This window comes from Streptomyces sp. NPDC033229 (assembly GCF_055576875.1).
This window is the reverse complement of the sequence record NZ_JBVIQR010000017.1, coordinates 75,854-93,351: the sequence shown is the minus strand read 5'-3', so window position 1 is coordinate 93,351 and position 17,498 is coordinate 75,854. Positions and strand designations below refer to the sequence as shown.

Sequence of the window (17,498 nt, the reverse complement as noted above, 5' to 3'; positions counted from 1 at the left end):
CGTTGGAGATCAGTGTCGACCGCGAGCGCTGCCTGGGCGCCGGGATGTGCGCACTGACCGCCCCCGAGGTGTTCGATCAGGACACCGAGGGCGGCCGGGTACTCCTCCTGAACGCCGAACCGCCCCCCTCCCAGACGCCCGTGACCCGCAGGGCCGCCTACGTCTGCCCGTCCGGTGCCATCACCGTCACGGACCCCGGAGCGTGAACGCAGGGCTCCACCGTCACCGCGGTCACCACACCAGGGCGTCGGAGACGTTCGACTGCCAGTAGGTGACGGCCGCGCTGTCGTCGATCCACGTGCCCTTCGGGAAGGCGATCGAGTCGGGCCCGCCCTCGGAGCCCTCCCCGCTGTCGAGGAAGACATGCAGGGTGCGGACATCACGGCCGTTCTCCCCGGAGCCGTCGGCGGACGACAGCCGGATGCCCGCGTAGGCGGACTGGCCCGGCTTGAGCGTCACGACCGACTGCGGTGCGGACTCCTCCACCGCCTGGGCGCCGACGTACTGGTCGTCGTCGAAGCCCAGAAGCGGGGCCTTGAGGAGAGTGCATGTCTCGGAACCGGTGTTGGTGACGGTCAGCAGCTGGTGGTTGATCGGGCGGCTCACATTCCGCACGGTGAAGTCGGCGGACGCGGTGGAGCAGAGCGCCCCGACCGGGCCGCGGTCCGCCTGCGGGACGGCCTGTGCGGGAACGGCCGCGGTCGCCAGGACAGCGGCGCCGGAGAGGGCGGCGGAGGCGATGAGACGTGCGAAGCGCATGGTGGCTCTCCTGATGGGATGTCAGTGCATGGTGATCGCCCCGGTGTTGCCCGGGGCCTGATCAGCGTGCGGGGCCGCCCGTCACGGCATCAAGGCCTGCCGGGGCTTCCGGGAAGCCGGAACGAATGTATACGGTCTGACCTGCGGAAACAGCAGGGCCGTGGAACGCTCCGGTGGAACCCGGACCGGTCAGCCCACCGGGGCGGGCGACCACCGCGTATCCCCCAGCGGCTGCTGGTACGCGGGCCTGCCCGCGGAACCGCTGGTGCGGAAGGGCCTGCCCTGGTCGTCGATCCGGAGGGTCCCGTGCCGACCGCCGCTGGACCACTGGAGCTCAAGGTGCCACCGCACGTCGTGCTGCCCGACGTCGGCCTTGACGTAGAAGACCTCGGCATCGGTGCGGCTCACCTTGTACGGGAAGTCGCGCTGACCGCCGACCGGGGCGAGTGTGGGCGCCCCGGCCCCGAGGTCGACGCCGAAGGACCGCGTCGCCACGTCGCCGCCGCAGCCGACACCCGTGGCGTAGGCGTTCCAGGCGAGCGGCGCCTTCGTGCTGTCCACCCGGGCGTGCAGCCCTTCGAGCACGACCGCGTCCTTGCCGGTGCCCTGCAAGGTGATTTTGACGAACTGTTGGTCGGCGGAGACGGCGCCGAGCTCGGACACCCAGGCGGGCGCGTCCTGCTCGAAGGGGGGTTTCGGCATCTCGCGCGGGCCCCGGTTGACCAGATAGCTCTGGGAGCAGGGGCTCTCGTAGGCGTAGGGCCGGGTGTGGGCGGTCAGGGGAGCGTCGCCCCTGTCGCTGTCGTTCTGTTGACCGGGTGACGAGGGCGAGGCGGTGTCGTCCGCCCCGGCGGATGCGGCGGGCTCGCCGCGCTCCTTCTCCTCCCCGTTCTTCCCGTCCTTCTCCTCCTTCGGAGAGGAGGACGGGGTCTCGGACGGGCGCTGTCCGTCCTTCCCGCCCTTGCCGGGCTTCCCGGGCGCGGTCGCCCCGGTTCTGCTCGAGGAGGCGGCCGCGGCGGACCGCTCCTTCCCGTCGTCATCGGTGCCGTTGCCGGCCAGGCTGACGGCGAGCGCGGCGGAGCCCATCACGCAGGTGACGGCCAGGGCGGCGAGCACGGCCCTCCGGGACCGCCGTTCCCGCAGCGGGCGGTCGCCTGACGAGGCCGGGGGAGTCGGTTCGGGTACCGGAGCCGCGACGTCCGGTGGAGCGGCGTCGGTTGACGCCCCGTCCGCCTGCGGCTTACGGCCGCGCGCCGCGTCCGCGAGGATCCACTGCCGGTGGACCTGGATCAATTCTTCCGGAGTCGCCTTGCACAGGCGGGCCAGCCGCTCCACCGGGGCGAACTCCGTCGGCACGGTGGAGCCATTGCAGTACCGGTGCAAGGTCGACGTACTGACGTGCAGCCGCTTGGCCAACACCCCGTAACTCAGGCCGGACCGCTCCTTCAGCGATCGCAGCAACTCCGCGAGATCGCTTGCCCCCACGCCACTCCTCCGTCCCATGTCCTCGTTCCAGAGAACACCCATTCCCCCAGGTCAGCGCCGGTGCCAACGTTCCAGCGTCCCTAACCGGCCAGCGGTGCTGGCGCCCGGGACACGGCGTCGCACAAGCTTTCGTCATCCAAGCACGCCGCTCCCGGATCCGGTCGAGCGGCGCTCCGCTGCCTGCCCCATGAAGAAAGAGATCCGCCATGCGCGCCTCCGTCCGCCGACCCCGCCTGCTCGCCGTCGCCTCCCTCGCGCTCACCGCGCTCGCCCTGACGGCGTGTGACAACGGGGAGGGAGTACGCGAGGAGGGCGCCGCCACGCAGCCCTCGGACGCGGTGACCCAGGAGGACCCGTCCCCGAAGCCCGACGGGACGGCCGAGGCCAAGACCCCCGTTGCCACCGGTGCCACGGGCAAGGGAGGGGGCCGCGCCTCGGCACCGGCCAAGGACACCGACCCGAACGCCCCGGCGAACCGCGTGCCCTGCACCGCCGCCAACACCAAAGTCACGGCCACACCGGTCTCCCGCCCGCTCAACCACATGCTGCTCACGGTCACCAACACGGGCTCCAAGATGTGCGACTTGAAGGGCTACCCGATCGTCAAGTTCGAGGGCGCCCAGTCCGTCCCGCCGGTCATGGAAGCGACCAAGCCCCAGGCGGTCACCTCGCTGGCCCCGGGCAAGGAGGGCTACGCGGGCGTGATCCTCTCCGCCGGCGACGGCACCGGCGGCGAGGGCCGCACGGCCCGGACCCTGCACATCGGCTTCCAGGGCAGCGACAAGATGACCAAGGCCGCCCTCCAGGCGAAGGGCGTACACATCGACGACTCGCTGCGCGTCACGTACTGGGTGACCACGGCGGAAGACGCCCTCTCCTGACCCGGAAGGGCCGACTCGCGCCGAGGGTCAGAGGCTGATGACGCGGACGTGGTCGCCGCAGAGTTTGACCATGTCGTCGGTGTCGGATGTCAGTAGCGCGACTGGCCTTGGCTGGCGCAGTGCCACTTCGGCCACGGTGGCGTCGATGGCGTACTTGTGGCCGTGCAGACCGGTCTTCTTGAGGAGTTCGGCGGCGGCCTTCGCGGCTTGCTCCGTGACCGGCTCAACCTTCACCCGTGACAGTGCCCAATTGAGGCGAGAAAAGTTCATGCGGGTGTGGCTGACCTCCACGATGGTGTTTGCCCCGACGACAAGGTCGGCCCCGGTGTCGTGGAACACCTTCAACATCGCGAGCAGCTTGCGGTCCTGCCCGAGCCAGGCTGAGAGCCCTTCCGAGTCCAGGACGACGGTCTCGAAGCGCTCGCTCATGCAGCGTCCGTGCGTCGGCTGGCGCCGGCGGTACCAAAGATCTTGGCTCGGGCTTCCGCGAGTTCCTCGTCGGTGAAGGCGCCGTGCTCCTGTTCATGGCGTCGGAGATCATCGCCCATGAGCTGGTGCCTGATCTGCCGGGCCACTGCCTCTGCCACATAACCGGAAACGTTGTCCGTGAGCTTACGGAGCTCAGCCACTTGGTCGCTGGGTAGCGTGACGGTGATACGAGTCGTGGAGGACATGCTGACTAGCATACCGAAGTATGCGCCACGACGTCCGCGCCTCGTGATGGGTTCTGAGAAGAGTGCGACCAAGGCTCTGCTCCCATGGCGCGGATTGCCGGGCTGGGGGTGTCGAGGCCCGGCACCCTCGATGAGGGCCAGGCGGCCACGCGGACCGGAGGTAGTTGTCAGTGCCCGGTTCTAGGGTGCCCCGCATGGCGAATTTCCGATCCAGTTCCACGCTCTTACACATGGTTCAGGCGGCACACGAACTCACCGAGCATGTGGACGTACGGCGTCGCATCGACGCGGTGTTGAGAATGATGGGGGGCAGGACGTACGGCAAGGGCAGACCACTGGTGGATGCCTTGGAGGACGTTGCCCAGGAGGCGCTCCTGCACGAGGACATCGAGCTCGCCCGGCGCTTTCAACGTTTCGCCGCCTACGCCCGAGGTGAACTCTTCCTCGAGATCCTGGAGAACTACTACGACGAGGAAGCGCGGCAGCGCAGCGAGAAGTTCATGCGGCGGATGGCCGCCGAGGGCGCCGAGCGCGCGGTGGCTGTCGTGGATGCCCTGTGCGACGAGAACCCCGAAGCGACCGCCGCCGATGTCCGTGCCCTCTTTCACGGCATCGCCCGGTCCACCGACCACCTGGGCCTCGGGGCCGGAGAGGGCGGCATCCAGCTGTCCGCCAAGTACCTGAAGCGGCTCCAGGAGTACGGGCACATGGAGATAGTGCTCCGAAACCTGCCCCGACCTGCCTCTGCCGAGGCCGCTCGGATGATGAGCGACGTCCTGGCGGACGCCGACGCGGGACTGCTGGCCCAACTGCTCGAACTGAAGGCCAGGCAGGCCGGCCTCTCGGCCCTGCGGGCGGCGGTGGACGACCCTGACAGCTCCGAGGGAGCTATCCACGCCTGTCTGAAGAACCAGGAGTGGATCTTCGGTGGCGCCTACGTGGCCGAGCTTGCCCGCCGCCAGTACACGCCGGACACCATTCTCGATATTCCGCTCCTGCGCGGTGATGGATCCCTGCACGTGGTGGAACTCAAGCGCGCCAACATCAAGGACCTGGTCATCCGGCCCAGCGGTCACCTGATGCTGGGCGCACCGGCGCACCACGCAGTCTCCCAGGCGCAGAACTATCTCCGGGTGATGGACGAGAACCGCCAGTCCATCCTCGAGCAGTACGGCGTCGACACGCGCAGGGCCTCGGCGACGGTCGTGATCGGGCATCCGCGATATGTGAAGGGGAGCATCGCGCCCCAGGAGATCGCGGAGACGTTGCGGACCTACAACACGCACACGGCACGCATAGAAGTGATCACGTACGAGACCCTGCTGGATTCGGCGGCCCGGATGCTGGCCCTCTCGTCGGCACGGCAGGACCCCGACCCGAACGAGGAGCCCACGGCATGAACGACACCCCTCCAGCGATCGAGCCGCTCCTGGCCCGCCTCTGTGGTGGTGAGATCACCGGCAAGGACTATGTCGGCTACTTCATGAACGAGTACGCGGAAGAACTCGTCTTCGCCCAACGCCCGGGCGAGAAGACAGCCCGGCTCTGGCACAGCGACATGGACTGGCAGATGTGCCGCGTCGGCGACCACTCGATCCGGGTGGACGGCGAACTGGAGGGATTGATCACCGTCGACAACCTCATCATCAATCGGATGGAGATGACGTGGCTGTCCTCCTGCCTGGCAGCCTCCCGCCACCTGCGCCCGGGACGTGCCTGACGACCTCCGGGCGGATAACAACAAAGCCCCGGGCCGGGCCTGGGGCATGACGGCGGTCGAGCTCTTCGAGCTCTGTGTGGCTCCAGCAGTCGGTCGCCGCTCGGGCGTCGAACTGAGGCGGTTGACCAACCCCCGCGTGCCTGCGCGGCCATAGCCGCCCGTGAGCACCAGCGGGTAGACGTGCCGAGCGGACTGGGCCGCCGGGTCGGCGTGGGGCGAAGACAGGAACGGCGGCCCGGCGAGCCGCCTTGAACCTGTAGAGAAGGTTGTTACTCAGAGGCTGGCTCGGTGCGGTTGGCCTTCAAGTGCTTGATCGGGGTCGCCGTAAACCGGTCGGCGCACTCGGGAAGGCGATCGCCCGCCCGGTGGGCCCACGGTAGGAACTGAACGCGCCTGACGGCCCAGGTGATCACCGTGCGCCCATGGATGATGGTCAGCGTGTCGGCCTGGCCGGCCATGAGGGCTTGCCGGGTCGAGCGGCAGCCGCTCGCCATCCATTCTTGCGCCGCCTCCGCCGCCTCCTTGGCCAAGGCAGGCGCGATCTCCCGCACTGCGACGCGGATCCACACCAGCACCTGAGAAACGCTGTCGGCGTCGAACGACCCCACAAGCTCCGCGGCTTCTCCCGAACCGGGAGCGAACGTCGTGCACTCGCACCAGTAGCCGGACCGCAAATCCGCCCCCGCGCCCGTCATCGCGCACCCCTCATGCTCTTCGGCGGCATCAGCAGCTCAGCGGTCACCGTGTAGCCCTGAGAGTTCCGGCAGATGGCCACGTTCTCCGCGAGAACCGAGACCAGGGCGAGCCCACGGCCATGGGTATCCGCCGCCCTCGCGTGCTCGACTTTTGGGCCCGTCGCCGAGCCGCCGGCGTCCATGACGGAGATGGCTACCACCCGCTCGGACAGGGCGAGCGTGATGTGGAAGAGCCCCGCGTCATTGCCGCTCGCGGTGTGCGTCACGGCGTTGCTGCTCAGCTCGCTCACGATCAGGGTGGCGTCCTCGGTGCAGGGACAGTCGCCCAGGATGTCGCGCGCCCAGCGTCGGGCCCGGCCGACCTCTTCCGGTGAACCTGGGCAAGTGAGCCCCCAAGCTCGGACTCTACTCGTATACTCATCCATACAAGTTCCTTTACGCTGGTGGGCCGCCATGGGTAGTGGATTTCAGCTAGACGAGTTTCACGCCGTCGTGGGCCCGGACGGCTGGCGGGGAAGCCGCGTCCAAGGCGTCCAGGACGCGTATGGCGTACGCCTCGTCGGCAAGCTCGATGACTTCATCGCGCGTCGCCCAGCGCAAAGCGCGGGTCTCGGCGCCCGTGGTCGGGTCCCCGTCGATCGCTTCGCAGCGGAAGACGAGGGAGACGATCAAGCCCGTCATGTTCTTGTAGACGCCAGTCAGCGCGGCCGGAGTCGCGATCTTGATTCCGGTCTCTTCGAGGACCTCGCGCTCCAGGGCATCGGGGATGGTCTCTCCGGCCTCAAGGACGCCACCGGGCGGCTCCCACTGGCCGTTGTCCCGCCGCTTGATCAGCAGGGCTCGCCCGCAGTCATCGACGATGACCCCGGCCACGCTCACGGAGTGCGGACGCTCGGTGCTCACGTTCCTGGTCCCCTTTGGCTGACTAGGCTCCACCGTAGCAACGCGGCTCAGCCACTTGTCTAGATATCTAAAGGAGTACAGATGGCCTCTCTTCCTTCCGGTCTCCTCGGTGCGCTGGATCCCACGAGTGATCGGGCGGTGTTTCGCCAGATTGCTGACCAATTGCGTGACGCCATCGACAAGGGCCGCTTCCTTGAAGGCGGCAAGTTGCCTTCCGAGTCCGAGTTGGTGGAGCACTATGCCGTCTCACGGATGACCGTGCGCCATTCGTTGTCGATCCTCCAGGGCGAGGGTCTGGTGCTATCCGAGCACGGCAAGGGCGTCTTCGTCCGTCCTCGCCCTCCTGTTCGCCGTCTCGCCTCCGACCGCTTCGCCCGCCGGCACCGCGAGCAGGGCAAGTCGGCCTTCACGGTCGAAGCCGAAGCCGCCGGGAGCCGCCCCGAGGTCGACAGCCTGGAGGTGAGTGAGGAGCGGCCCGCCCAGGATATTTCCGCCCGTCTCGGCTCGCCTCGCCCTGTGCTGGCCCGTCGGCGCCGCTACCTGCTCGACCACCGCCCGGTGGAGTTCGCCGTCTCGTACATCCCGCTCGACCTCGCGCGGAACACTCCGATCGCCGAGCCCAACCCCGGGCCCGGTGGCATTTATGCCCGCCTCGAGGAACTCGGCCACCGTCTGGACCACTTCGACGAGGAGGTTCGTGCCCGGATGCCCACCCCCTCCGAGGTCAAGACCCTGCAACTCGCCTCGGGTGTTCCGGTCATCCACCTGATCCGGACCGCGTACGACACGGAGGGGCGCGCCGTCGAGGTCTGCGACACCGTCATGGCCGCCGACACGTATGTCCTGGCATACCAACTGCCCGCCACCTAGTAGTCGGGGCCCATGTGCGCGTCATGTGGGCGACGGCCGCAGAAGGAGACAACAAAGAAGCCCCGGGCCGGGGGCCTGGGGCTTTCTGAATGGAGCGGGTGACGAGAATCGAACTCGCGCTCTGAGCTTGGGAAGCTCATGTTCTACCATTAAACTACACCCGCGAGGACGCCCGTTTGCAAGGCGTCGCATCGTCGCACACTCTACCCCATCGAGACCCCCCGGTGCATAGACCGTGGGGTCTTCTCGTTGTGGGCGGGCTCCGGGGGGCCGTGGTCGGCCAGGGTGGGGATGCGGGCGCGGGGGGCGGGAGTTGGGGCGTACCGTGGGGGCGCCGGAAGTCGTGGTGCGGGTACGGGAGTGCCGCGTGCGAGCCCGCCCCTTAGATCCCCTAATGTGGCTTTTGTCTTTCGTGTTGTGCGGGGGCACGCAGTGAGTGCCGCCATGGGGAAAGGGAGCTCGATGGAGCGCACCGTCGTTCGTTGTGCCGAAGGGCACGTGTTCAGCACCGCTTCGTTCCCGATGCAGAACCTCGGTCCCGGCCGGCTCGGCCCCGCGCGGCTGCTGCGTTGCCCGCGCTGTGCCCGGCTCCGGCATTCCGTGCCGGTGGGAGTTCAGAAGGGGTGAGGCGGCGCGCGGGCCCGGTCCGGATCGGACCGGGCCCGCGTTGCCCGGCTTCTCCGCGTATCCTCGACCCGTGCTTCTCTCAGACAAGGACATCCGGACCGAGATCGACGCAGGCCGGGTGCGGATCGACCCATTCGACGAATCGATGGTGCAGCCGTCGAGCATCGACGTGCGTCTGGACCGCTACTTCCGGGTGTTCGAGAACCACCGGTACCCGCACATCGATCCCGCCGTCGAGCAGGCGGACCTCACGCGCGAGGTGGTGCCGGAGGGCGACGAGGCGTTCATCCTGCACCCGGGTGAGTTCGTGCTCGCCTCGACGTACGAGGTCATCACGCTCCCCGACGACGTGGCCTCGCGGCTGGAGGGCAAGTCCAGCCTCGGCCGGCTCGGCCTGCTGACGCACTCCACTGCCGGCTTCATCGACCCGGGTTTCTCCGGGCACGTGACGCTGGAGCTGTCGAACATGGCCACGCTGCCGATCAAGCTGTGGCCGGGGATGAAGATCGGGCAGCTGTGCATGTTCCGGCTGACCTCACCCGTGGAGCACCCGTACGGATCCGCCAAGCACGGCTCCCGCTACCAGGGCCAGCGCGGGCCGACGCCCTCGCGGTCCTTCCAGAACTTCCACCGCACCCAGGTCTGACGCAGAACAAGGCGAAGAGCGAACAGTGAGTGACATCCGCGAGAACCTGACCTACCCGATCTTCGGGGAGGCCATCCGTGAGCTGGCGCAGACCATCGCGGACGACGGCTACGAGCCGGACATAATCCTCTCCATCGCGCGCGGCGGTGTCTTCGTCGCGGGTGGGCTGGCGTACGCGCTGGACTGCAAGAACATCCACCTGGTGAACGTCGAGTTCTACACCGGTGTGGGTGCCACGCTCGAGATGCCGGTCATGCTCGCCCCGGTGCCCAACGCGATCGACTTCTCCAACAAGAAGGTGCTGATCGCGGACGACGTCGCCGACACCGGCAAGACGCTGAAGCTGGTGCACGACTTCTGCCTCGACCACGTCGCCGAGGTCCGCAGCGCCGTGATCTACGAGAAGGCGCACTCGCTGGTGAAGTGCGAGTACGTGTGGAAGCGCACCGACGAGTGGATCAACTTCCCGTGGAGCGTCGAGCCCCCGGTGGTCCGTCGTGAGGGCCAGGTCCTCGACGCGTAAGCGGCACTCCTCAACGACAAGGGCCCCGGCCCGCGCTCGCAGCGCGGGCCGGGGCCCTTGTCGTAGCCGGCCGGTCTACAGCGTGCCCAGCTTGATGATCGACAGCAGGGCGATCAGCTGGATCGCCGACGCGCCCAACGCCTTCGGCCACGGCAGATCGTGCGACTTGCTCACCATCGAGGTGAACAGCGCGCCCGCCACCAGCCAGGTCGCCCAGCCCACCACCTGGACGAACGGGCTGTCGCCGCCCAGGAACATCGCGAAGAGCAGCCGCGGCGCGTCCGTGACCGACATGAGCAGCATCGACAGACCGATGGTCGGCTGCCACTCGCCGTCGCCGCCGAGCTGGCGGGCGAGGGTGTGGGTGACCGCGCCGAGGATCATGCCGGAGACCACCACGACGACGCCGGTGATCAGGACCCACGGGATGCTGTTGGAGAGTGTGGCGTTCAACACGTCCGCGCGGGCCTTGTCGAAGCCGAAGACCGCGAGCAGGCCGTAGATGAAGGTGACGATCAGGGCCGGGGCCCACATGGCGTGGTCGCGCATCTGCCAGAAGGTGGCGGACGGGCGCAGGACTATGCCCGTCAGCAGCTCCTTCCAGTGCAGCCGCGGGCCCACGGGCGGGACGGGCGCCTGGCCGGCACGGTAGGTCGCGCCGTCGTCGTAGGAGCCGTTGTCGTACGAGCCGTTGCCGTAGCCGTCGTCGCCGTACGGGCCGTAGGGGGCCTGGTGGCCGTACGCGTCCGCGTCGCCGACGCTGAACTGCTGGGTGTGGCCCGGATTGTCGGCCGTCGGGCCCGGCTGAGGGGCGTGCTGCCCGTAGTACGGGTCCTGGGGGGCCTGCCGGCCGTACGGGTCGTGCTGACCGTACGGGCCGCCCTGCTGACCGCCACCGCCCCCGAAGTACTCCGGCTCACCGTGCCCGCCGTGCTGCTGCCACTGCTGCCCGCCGGGCGCGCCCGCGCCGCCCCCGGGCATGCCGCCGGGGGCGCCGTACGGGGCCTGCTGCCCGAGGCGCTGTCCTTGCTGCGCGGGGCGGGTGCCGTGCGCGTCCCGTCCGCTTCCCATCCTGAATCCAGCCACGCTTCGAACGTACCCGCTCCGGAGAGCCCGTGGAGCCGGGCCCGGGGGAACCGGGCAGTCTTTGCGGCCGAGCTGTGACATCCCTTAGGGGAAAGCCCAGGGGCGGCTGGGACGGCGGGAGGGTTTCGCCGCCCGGTGCGGTACCTGTGGCCTACGTCGTGAGGACTGCGACGGCCGTGTCCACCGCCGCCGGACGGGCCGTCAGGAGCCGTACGCGGCAACGGCCGGTCCCCCGCACTGCGCGGGGGACCGGCCGTTCACACAAGGGCGGCACAAGGGCGGCACAAGGACCGCACGAGTACCAGGCGGCTACTTCGCCGGTTCGGGCTCCGGCTCGGAGACGGGCTCGCCGTCGTCGGCCGGTTCCTCCGGCGTCTTCACCGACTCCAGCAGCAGCTGGGCGACGTCGACGACCTGGATCGACTCCTTCGCCTTGCCGTCGTTCTTCTTGCCGTTGACCGAGTCGGTCAGCATGACGAGGCAGAAGGGGCAGGCGGTGGAGACGATGTCCGGGTTGAGGGACAGCGCCTCGTCGACACGCTCGTTGTTGATGCGCTTGCCGATGCGCTCTTCCATCCACATGCGCGCACCACCGGCGCCACAGCAGAAGCCGCGCTCCTTGTGGCGGTGCATCTCCTCGTTGCGCAGGCCCGGCACCTTCGCGATGATCTCGCGCGGCGGCGTGTAGACCTTGTTGTGCCGGCCCAGGTAGCAGGGGTCGTGGTAGGTGATCAGACCCTCGACCGGGGTGACCGGGACCAGCTTGCCTTCGTCGATGAGGTGCTGGAGCAGCTGCGTGTGGTGGATGACCTCGAACTCGCCGCCCAGCTGGGGGTACTCGTTCGCGATCGTGTTGAAGCAGTGCGGGCAGGTCGCGACGATCCGCTTCTTGTTCTTCGGCTTCTTCGTCGACTCGTCGTCGCTGTCCTCGCCGAACGCCATGTTCAGCATCTCGACGTTCTGCTGGCCGAGCTGCTGGAAGAGGAACTCGTTGCCCAGGCGGCGGGCCGAGTCACCGGTGCAGGCCTCGTCGCCGCCCATGATCGCGAACTTCACGCCCGCGATGTGCAGCAGCTCCGCGAAGGCCTTGGTGGTCTTCTTGGCGCGGTCCTCCAGGGCGCCGGCGCAGCCGACCCAGTAGAGGTAGTCGACCTCGGTGAGGTCCTCGATGTCCTTGCCGACGACCGGGACCTCGAAGTCGACCTCCTTCGTCCAGGCCAGTCGCTGCTTCTTGGCCAGGCCCCAGGGGTTGCCCTTCTTCTCCAGGTTCTTGAGCATCGTGCCCGCCTCGGACGGGAAGGAGCTCTCGATCATCACCTGGTAGCGGCGCATGTCGACGATGTGGTCGACGTGCTCGATGTCGACCGGGCACTGCTCGACACAGGCGCCGCAGGTGGTGCAGGACCACAGGACGTCCGGGTCGATGACACCGTTCTCCTCGAGGGTGCCGATCAGCGGGCGCTCGGCCTCCGCCAGCGCGGCGGCCGGAACGTCCTTCAGCTGCTCCTCGGTGGCCTTCTCCTCGCCCTCGGCGGTCTTGCCGCCGCCCGCGAGCAGGTAGGGCGCCTTGGCGTGCGAGTGGTCGCGCAGCGCCATGATCAGCAGCTTCGGCGACAGCGGCTTGCCGGTGTTCCAGGCGGGGCACTGCGACTGGCAGCGGCCGCACTCGGTGCAGGTGGAGAAGTCGAGGAGGCCCTTCCAGGAGAAGTGCTCGACCTGGGAGACGCCGAACTGGTCGTCCTCGCCCGGGTCCTCGAAGTCGATCGGCTTGCCGTCGCTGACCATCGGCAGCAGCGCGCCGAGGGCGACGTCGCCGCTCGACTCGCGCTTGAACCAGATGTTGGGGAAGGCGAGGAAGCGGTGCCAGGCCACGCCCATGTCGATGTTCAGCGAGACCGTGATCATCCAGGTGAACGACGTCGCGATCTTGATCATCGCGAAGAGGTACGTCAGGTTCTGCACGGCGGTGAGGCTCAGGCCCTTGAAGGCCAGGACCAGCGGGTACGAGGCGAAGTACCCGGCGTCGTAGCTGTCCACGCCGTGCTGGACGCCCTCCAGGGCGTGCAGCGTCATGATGCAGACGCCGACGATGAGGATGACGGCCTCGACGAAGTACGCCTGGCGGAAGTTGGAGCCCGCGAAGCGGGACTTGCGGCCCGCCTTGCCGGGCTTGCTCAGCTGCCGGATGACGATCAGGGCGAGGATGCCGAGCGTCGTCATCAGACCGAGGAACTCGACGAAGATCTCCCACGGCAGCCAGTCGCCGATGACGGGGATCAGCCAGTCGGCCTGGAAGAGCTGGCCGATGGCGTTGACGATCGTCAGCAGCAGCGAGAAGAAGCCGACGGCCACGAACCAGTGCGCGACGCCGACGACGCCCCACTTGTTCATACGGGTGTGGCCGAGGAATTCCTTGGCCACGGTGACCGTGCGCGTGACCGGCTCGTCGGTTCGGGTCCCCGCGGGGACCGGCGCGCCGAGCCGGAAGTATCGGACGAACTGCGCGACGGCGCGGCCGAGCAGCGCAACACCGACCGCGATTAGGACCAGCGACACGATGATCGCGGCGAGTTGCATGGGTGGCTCCTCGAACCTGCCAGAGCTTGTGGAGAGCGAATTACTAAGCAGTAACTTATCCAGTCCCAGCCGAGATTACCCAGGATTCGGCCGTGCATGAACCTGACGTGCCGGTGATCTGCATCGCCCAGGCAACCCTTCCCCGTCCCGCCGCGTCTCCCCACCGCCCGCGAGTGACGGTAAGCCTGACATAAAAGTTGAGTGGGGCCGACTCAGGTCCGTTGACAGGTTTGCCGTCGTGTTGCACTCTTGAGTCTGTTCCACTCAAGTCGGCTGGAGGAATTGACATGGCACGTGCGGTCGGCATCGACCTGGGTACGACGAACTCCGTCGTCAGTGTTCTCGAAGGCGGTGAGCCCACCGTCATCACCAACGCCGAGGGCGCCAGGACCACGCCGTCCGTCGTCGCCTTCGCGAAGAACGGTGAGGTGCTGGTCGGCGAGGTCGCCAAGCGCCAGGCCGTCACCAACGTCGACAGGACCATCCGGTCGGTCAAGCGCCACATGGGCACCGACTGGAAGATCAACATCGATGGCAAGGACTTCAACCCGCAGCAGATGAGCGCCTTCATCCTGCAGAAGCTGAAGCGTGACGCCGAGGCTTACCTGGGTGAGAAGGTCGTCGACGCGGTCATCACCGTCCCGGCGTACTTCAACGACTCCGAGCGTCAGGCGACCAAGGAGGCCGGTGAGATCGCGGGCCTCAACGTCCTGCGTATTGTCAACGAGCCGACCGCCGCCGCCCTGGCCTACGGCCTCGACAAGGACGACCAGACCATTCTGGTCTTCGACCTCGGTGGCGGCACCTTCGACGTCTCGCTGCTCGAGATCGGCGACGGCGTCGTCGAGGTGAAGGCCACCAACGGTGACAACCACCTCGGTGGTGACGACTGGGACCAGCGCGTCGTCGACTACCTGGTCAAGCAGTTCGCCAACGGCCACGGCGTCGACCTGTCCAAGGACAAGATGGCCCTCCAGCGCCTCCGCGAGGCCGCTGAGAAGGCGAAGATCGAGCTGTCCTCGTCCACCGAGACCTCGATCAACCTGCCCTACATCACGGCGTCCGCCGAGGGCCCGCTGCACCTGGACGAGAAGCTCACCCGCGCCCAGTTCCAGCAGCTGACCGCGGACCTGCTCGACCGCTGCAAGACCCCGTTCCACAACGTCATCAAGGACGCCGGCATCGCGCTGTCCGAGATCGACCACGTGGTCCTCGTCGGCGGCTCGACCCGTATGCCGGCCGTCGCCGAGCTCGTCAAGGAGCTCACCGGTGGTCAGGACGCCAACAAGGGCGTCAACCCGGACGAGGTCGTCGCCATCGGTGCCGCCCTCCAGGCCGGTGTCCTCAAGGGCGAGGTCAAGGACGTCCTGCTGCTCGACGTCACCCCGCTGTCGCTTGGTATCGAGACCAAGGGCGGCATCATGACGAAGCTCATCGAGCGCAACACCACGATCCCGACCAAGCGCTCCGAGATCTTCACGACGGCCGAGGACAACCAGCCGTCCGTGCAGATCCAGGTCTACCAGGGCGAGCGCGAGATCGCGGCGTACAACAAGAAGCTCGGTATGTTCGAGCTCACCGGCCTGCCGCCGGCCCCGCGTGGCGTCCCGCAGATCGAGGTCACCTTCGACATCGACGCCAACGGCATCATGCACGTGACCGCGAAGGACCTCGGCACGGGCAAGGAGCAGAAGATGACCGTCACCGGCGGCTCCTCGCTCGCCAAGGACGAGGTCGACCGGATGCGCCAGGAGGCCGAGCAGTACGCGGAGGAGGACCACCGCCGCCGCGAGGCCGCCGAGACCCGCAACCAGGCCGAGCAGCTCGTCTACCAGACCGAGAAGTTCCTCAAGGACAACGAGGAGAAGGTCCCGGCCGACGTCAAGACCGAGGTCGAGACCGCCGTCGGCGAGCTGAAGGAGAAGCTCAAGGGCGAGGACACGGCCGAGATCCGCACCGCGACCGAGAAGGTCGCCGCGGTCAGCCAGAAGCTCGGCCAGGCCATGTACGCCGACGCCCAGGCCGCGGGTGGCGCCGAGGGTGCCCCCGGTGCCGACGCCGGTCAGCCCAAGCCCGAGGACGACGTCGTCGACGCCGAGATCGTGGACGACGAGAAGCCCAAGAAGGACGGTGCCGCGTGACGGAGGAGACCCCGGGCTTCGAGGAGAAGCCCGACGTCCCCTCCGACGCCGCAGCCCCCGACGATGCGGCGCAGGCCGCCGGGTCCGCCGACACGGCGGGCCCGGAGGCCCCGGCTGGGGACGCACCGACCGAAGGACCGGACGCCCAGGCCAAGGAGGGCGCTGACGCGGCCCTCACGGCGCAGCTGGACCAGGCCCGTTCCGCGCTCGCCGAGCGCACCGCGGACCTCCAGCGGCTCCAGGCCGAGTACCAGAACTACCGTCGCCGGGTGGAGCGGGACCGGGTCACGGTCAAGGAGATCGCGGTCGCGAACCTCCTGTCCGAGCTCCTGCCCACGCTCGACGACATCGGCCGCGCCCGTGACCACGGCGAGCTGGTCGGCGGCTTCAAGTCCGTCGCCGAATCGCTGGAGACGGTCGTCGCCAAGATGGGCCTGCAGCAGTTCGGCAAGGAGGGCGAGCCCTTCGACCCGCTGGTGCACGAGGCCCTGATGCACAGCTACGCGCCGGACGTCACCGAGACCACGTGCGTGCAGATCCTGCAGCCGGGGTATCGGATCGGCGAGCGGACGATCCGCCCCGCGCGGGTCGCCGTGGCCGAGCCGCAGCCCGGCGCCCAGAAGGGCGAGGGCGACGAGGACGCGGCCGAGGAGAGCGGTGGCCCTGACAAGGGCTGACGTGCCTGACGTGACGACGGACAGCGGGGACCGGAAGGAGGGACGCCGGGGATGAGCACGAAGGACTTCGTCGAGAAGGACTACTACAAGGTCCTCGGCGTGCCCAAGGACGCCACCGAGGCCGAGATCAAGAAGGCGTACCGGAAGCTCGCCCGCGAGTACCACCCGGACGCCAACAAGGGCGACGCCAAGGCCGAGGACCGCTTCAAGGAGATCTCCGAGGCGAACGACGTCCTCGCCGACCCCAAGCGCCGCAAGGAGTACGACGAGGCCCGCGCCCTGTTCGGCAACGGCGGCTACCGCCCGGGCCCGGGCGGCGCGGGCGGCGGCTCCTTCAACTTCGACCTGGGCGACCTCTTCGGGGGCGCCCAGGGCGGAGCGGGTGCCGGCGGCTTCGGCGGCGGCGGTGGCCTCGGTGATGTCTTCGGCGGCCTCTTCAACCGCGGCGGTTCGGGCACCCGTACCCAGCCGCGGCGCGGTCAGGACATCGAGTCCGAGGTGACGCTCAGCTTCACCGAGGCGGTGGACGGGGCCACGGTCCCGCTGCGGATGTCCTCCTCGGCCGCCTGCAAAGCGTGCTCCGGCACGGGCGACAAGAACGGCACGCCGCGGGTCTGCCCGACCTGCGTCGGCACCGGACAGGTCTCCCACGGCACGGGCGGCGGCTTCTCGCTGACCGACCCCTGCCCCGACTGCAAGGGCCGCGGGCTGATCCCCGAGAACCCTTGCGACGTGTGCAAGGGCAGTGGGCGCGCCAAGTCCTCCCGCACCATGCAGGTCCGCATCCCCTCGGGTGTCTCCGACGGGCAGCGGATCCGGCTGCGCGGCAAGGGCGCCCCGGGCGAGCGCGGCGGGCCGGCCGGTGATCTGTACGTCGTGGTGCACGTCGGCACGCACCCGGTCTTCGGGCGCAAGGACGACAACCTCACCGTCACCGTGCCGATCTCCTACGTGGAGGCGACGCTCGGCGGCGAGGTGAAGGTGCCCACCCTCGGGGGCCCTCCGGTTACCCTCAAGCTGCCGGCCGGCACACCCAACGGCCGGACGATGCGCGCCCGCGGCAAGGGCGCGGTGCGCAAGGACGGCACCCGCGGCGACCTGCTGGTCACCGTCGAGGTCGCCGTGCCCAAGGATCTCGACGACAAGGCGCGGGAGGCCCTGGAGGCCTACCGCGACGCGACGGCGGACGAGGACCCTCGGGCGGAGCTGTTCCAGGCCGCGAAGGGAGCTTGAG

At 68.6% G+C, this 17,498-nt stretch carries 19 protein-coding genes and 1 tRNA gene; 10 read left to right on the top strand and 10 right to left on the bottom strand.

Translation table 11 applies throughout. The features are described from left to right. Nucleotides 1–2 precede the first annotated feature (2 nt). Nucleotides 3–206 (top strand): ferredoxin, encoded by a 204-nt coding sequence (locus tag ACZ53N_RS17415; RefSeq protein WP_469141690.1) that lies wholly within the window; start codon nucleotides 3–5, stop codon nucleotides 204–206. Nucleotides 207–231: 25 nt separating this feature from the next. Here ACZ53N_RS17415 and ACZ53N_RS17410 read toward each other — a convergent pair whose 3' ends face one another. Next, complete coding sequence (locus ACZ53N_RS17410) at nucleotides 232–759, bottom strand: DUF4232 domain-containing protein (RefSeq protein ID WP_469141689.1); 528 nt, start codon at nucleotides 757–759, stop codon at nucleotides 232–234. 189 nt (nucleotides 760–948) lie between these two features. Further along, nucleotides 949–2,244, bottom strand: coding sequence for a helix-turn-helix domain-containing protein (locus ACZ53N_RS17405; RefSeq protein WP_469141688.1), 1,296 nt, complete (start codon nucleotides 2,242–2,244; stop codon nucleotides 949–951). A gap of 206 nt (nucleotides 2,245–2,450) precedes the next feature. Between ACZ53N_RS17405 and ACZ53N_RS17400 the strand changes: the two genes are divergently transcribed. Further along, entirely contained in the window at nucleotides 2,451–3,125 is a 675-nt protein-coding gene (locus ACZ53N_RS17400) for a DUF4232 domain-containing protein (protein ID WP_469141687.1), read from the top strand. Between the two features lie 27 nt (nucleotides 3,126–3,152). On the opposite strand, the gene ACZ53N_RS17395 is transcribed toward ACZ53N_RS17400, so the two are convergent. Further along, nucleotides 3,153–3,554 (bottom strand): PIN domain-containing protein, encoded by a 402-nt coding sequence (locus tag ACZ53N_RS17395; protein ID WP_469141686.1) that lies wholly within the window; start codon nucleotides 3,552–3,554, stop codon nucleotides 3,153–3,155. Next, complete coding sequence (locus ACZ53N_RS17390) at nucleotides 3,551–3,799, bottom strand: type II toxin-antitoxin system CcdA family antitoxin (protein WP_469141685.1); 249 nt, start codon at nucleotides 3,797–3,799, stop codon at nucleotides 3,551–3,553. The genes ACZ53N_RS17395 and ACZ53N_RS17390 overlap by 4 nt, the downstream gene beginning before the upstream one ends. A gap of 230 nt (nucleotides 3,800–4,029) precedes the next feature. Between ACZ53N_RS17390 and ACZ53N_RS17385 the strand changes: the two genes are divergently transcribed. Next, entirely contained in the window at nucleotides 4,030–5,199 is a 1,170-nt protein-coding gene (locus tag ACZ53N_RS17385) for a Shedu anti-phage system protein SduA domain-containing protein (RefSeq protein WP_469141684.1), read from the top strand. Further along, nucleotides 5,196–5,519 carry a hypothetical protein gene (locus ACZ53N_RS17380; protein WP_469141683.1) on the top strand — a complete coding sequence of 108 codons (324 nt, stop codon included), beginning with the start codon at nucleotides 5,196–5,198 and terminating at the stop codon, nucleotides 5,517–5,519. The genes ACZ53N_RS17385 and ACZ53N_RS17380 overlap by 4 nt, the downstream gene beginning before the upstream one ends. 269 nt (nucleotides 5,520–5,788) lie before the next feature. Here the strand turns inward: ACZ53N_RS17380 and ACZ53N_RS17375 are convergent, their stop codons facing one another. From ACZ53N_RS17375 to ACZ53N_RS17365, 3 genes are read right to left on the bottom strand one after another with little or no spacing between them, the layout of a single operon-like run. Then, entirely contained in the window at nucleotides 5,789–6,214 is a 426-nt protein-coding gene (locus tag ACZ53N_RS17375; RefSeq protein WP_469141682.1) for a hypothetical protein, read from the bottom strand. Next, the gene (locus tag ACZ53N_RS17370) at nucleotides 6,211–6,639 is read right to left on the bottom strand and encodes an ATP-binding protein (protein WP_469141681.1); all 429 of its coding nucleotides are present in this window, start codon (nucleotides 6,637–6,639) and stop codon (nucleotides 6,211–6,213) included. The genes ACZ53N_RS17375 and ACZ53N_RS17370 overlap by 4 nt, the downstream gene beginning before the upstream one ends. Before the next feature lie 46 nt (nucleotides 6,640–6,685). Further along, nucleotides 6,686–7,093 carry an NUDIX hydrolase gene (locus ACZ53N_RS17365; protein ID WP_469141748.1) on the bottom strand — a complete coding sequence of 136 codons (408 nt, stop codon included), beginning with the start codon at nucleotides 7,091–7,093 and terminating at the stop codon, nucleotides 6,686–6,688. 105 nt (nucleotides 7,094–7,198) lie between these two features. On the opposite strand from ACZ53N_RS17365, the gene ACZ53N_RS17360 reads away from it, so the two are divergent. Beyond that, nucleotides 7,199–7,987: a GntR family transcriptional regulator gene (locus tag ACZ53N_RS17360; RefSeq protein ID WP_469141680.1), complete on the top strand. Its 789-nt coding sequence runs from the start codon at nucleotides 7,199–7,201 to the stop codon at nucleotides 7,985–7,987. 90 nt (nucleotides 7,988–8,077) lie between these two features. Here ACZ53N_RS17360 and ACZ53N_RS17355 read toward each other — a convergent pair. Then, a tRNA-Gly gene (locus tag ACZ53N_RS17355) sits at nucleotides 8,078–8,151 on the bottom strand. A gap of 533 nt (nucleotides 8,152–8,684) precedes the next feature. Here ACZ53N_RS17355 and dcd point away from each other — a divergent pair. Both dcd and ACZ53N_RS17345 read left to right on the top strand, forming a co-directional pair. After that, a complete protein-coding gene (gene dcd / locus ACZ53N_RS17350; RefSeq protein ID WP_030366976.1) occupies nucleotides 8,685–9,260 on the top strand; it encodes a dCTP deaminase in 576 nt (191 codons plus the stop codon). Nucleotides 9,261–9,285: 25 nt separating this feature from the next. After that, on the top strand, nucleotides 9,286–9,783 hold the full coding sequence (locus ACZ53N_RS17345) for a phosphoribosyltransferase (protein ID WP_130878710.1): 498 nt from the start codon (nucleotides 9,286–9,288) through the stop codon (nucleotides 9,781–9,783). Nucleotides 9,784–9,858: 75 nt separating this feature from the next. Here ACZ53N_RS17345 and ACZ53N_RS17340 read toward each other — a convergent pair whose 3' ends face one another. Both ACZ53N_RS17340 and ACZ53N_RS17335 read right to left on the bottom strand, forming a co-directional pair. Continuing rightward, nucleotides 9,859–10,950 carry a Yip1 family protein gene (locus tag ACZ53N_RS17340; RefSeq protein WP_469141679.1) on the bottom strand — a complete coding sequence of 364 codons (1,092 nt, stop codon included), beginning with the start codon at nucleotides 10,948–10,950 and terminating at the stop codon, nucleotides 9,859–9,861. A 228-nt stretch (nucleotides 10,951–11,178) separates the two neighbouring features. After that, nucleotides 11,179–13,446, bottom strand: a complete 2,268-nt coding sequence (locus tag ACZ53N_RS17335) for a (Fe-S)-binding protein (protein WP_469141678.1) — start codon at nucleotides 13,444–13,446, stop codon at nucleotides 11,179–11,181. Between the two features lie 287 nt (nucleotides 13,447–13,733). Here ACZ53N_RS17335 and dnaK point away from each other — a divergent pair, with 287 nt between their 5' ends. From dnaK to dnaJ, 3 genes are read left to right on the top strand one after another with little or no spacing between them, the layout of a single operon-like run. Continuing rightward, entirely contained in the window at nucleotides 13,734–15,587 is a 1,854-nt protein-coding gene (dnaK, locus tag ACZ53N_RS17330; RefSeq protein ID WP_469141677.1) for a molecular chaperone DnaK, read from the top strand. Further along, nucleotides 15,584–16,264: a nucleotide exchange factor GrpE gene (gene grpE / locus ACZ53N_RS17325; protein WP_362219855.1), complete on the top strand. Its 681-nt coding sequence runs from the start codon at nucleotides 15,584–15,586 to the stop codon at nucleotides 16,262–16,264. The genes dnaK and grpE overlap by 4 nt, the downstream gene beginning before the upstream one ends. 51 nt (nucleotides 16,265–16,315) lie before the next feature. Further along, nucleotides 16,316–17,497, top strand: a complete 1,182-nt coding sequence (dnaJ, locus tag ACZ53N_RS17320; RefSeq protein WP_469141676.1) for a molecular chaperone DnaJ — start codon at nucleotides 16,316–16,318, stop codon at nucleotides 17,495–17,497. Nucleotide 17,498 lies beyond the last annotated feature (1 nt).

Coding starts and splice junctions, on each gene's coding strand:
- ACZ53N_RS17395 (WP_469141686.1), bottom strand. CDS start 3,554: ATGAGCGAGCGCTTCGAGACCGTCGTCCTGGACTCGGAAGGGCTCTCA.
- ACZ53N_RS17380 (WP_469141683.1), top strand. CDS start 5,196: ATGAACGACACCCCTCCAGCGATCGAGCCGCTCCTGGCCCGCCTCTGT.
- ACZ53N_RS17385 (WP_469141684.1), top strand. CDS start 4,030: ATGGTTCAGGCGGCACACGAACTCACCGAGCATGTGGACGTACGGCGT.
- ACZ53N_RS17410 (WP_469141689.1), bottom strand. CDS start 759: ATGCGCTTCGCACGTCTCATCGCCTCCGCCGCCCTCTCCGGCGCCGCT.
- ACZ53N_RS17370 (WP_469141681.1), bottom strand. CDS start 6,639: ATGGATGAGTATACGAGTAGAGTCCGAGCTTGGGGGCTCACTTGCCCA.
- ACZ53N_RS17400 (WP_469141687.1), top strand. CDS start 2,451: ATGCGCGCCTCCGTCCGCCGACCCCGCCTGCTCGCCGTCGCCTCCCTC.
- ACZ53N_RS17335 (WP_469141678.1), bottom strand. CDS start 13,446: ATGCAACTCGCCGCGATCATCGTGTCGCTGGTCCTAATCGCGGTCGGT.
- ACZ53N_RS17390 (WP_469141685.1), bottom strand. CDS start 3,799: ATGTCCTCCACGACTCGTATCACCGTCACGCTACCCAGCGACCAAGTG.
- ACZ53N_RS17375 (WP_469141682.1), bottom strand. CDS start 6,214: ATGACGGGCGCGGGGGCGGATTTGCGGTCCGGCTACTGGTGCGAGTGC.
- dnaJ (WP_469141676.1), top strand. CDS start 16,316: ATGAGCACGAAGGACTTCGTCGAGAAGGACTACTACAAGGTCCTCGGC.
- dnaK (WP_469141677.1), top strand. CDS start 13,734: ATGGCACGTGCGGTCGGCATCGACCTGGGTACGACGAACTCCGTCGTC.
- ACZ53N_RS17340 (WP_469141679.1), bottom strand. CDS start 10,950: ATGTCACAGCTCGGCCGCAAAGACTGCCCGGTTCCCCCGGGCCCGGCT.
- ACZ53N_RS17360 (WP_469141680.1), top strand. CDS start 7,199: ATGGCCTCTCTTCCTTCCGGTCTCCTCGGTGCGCTGGATCCCACGAGT.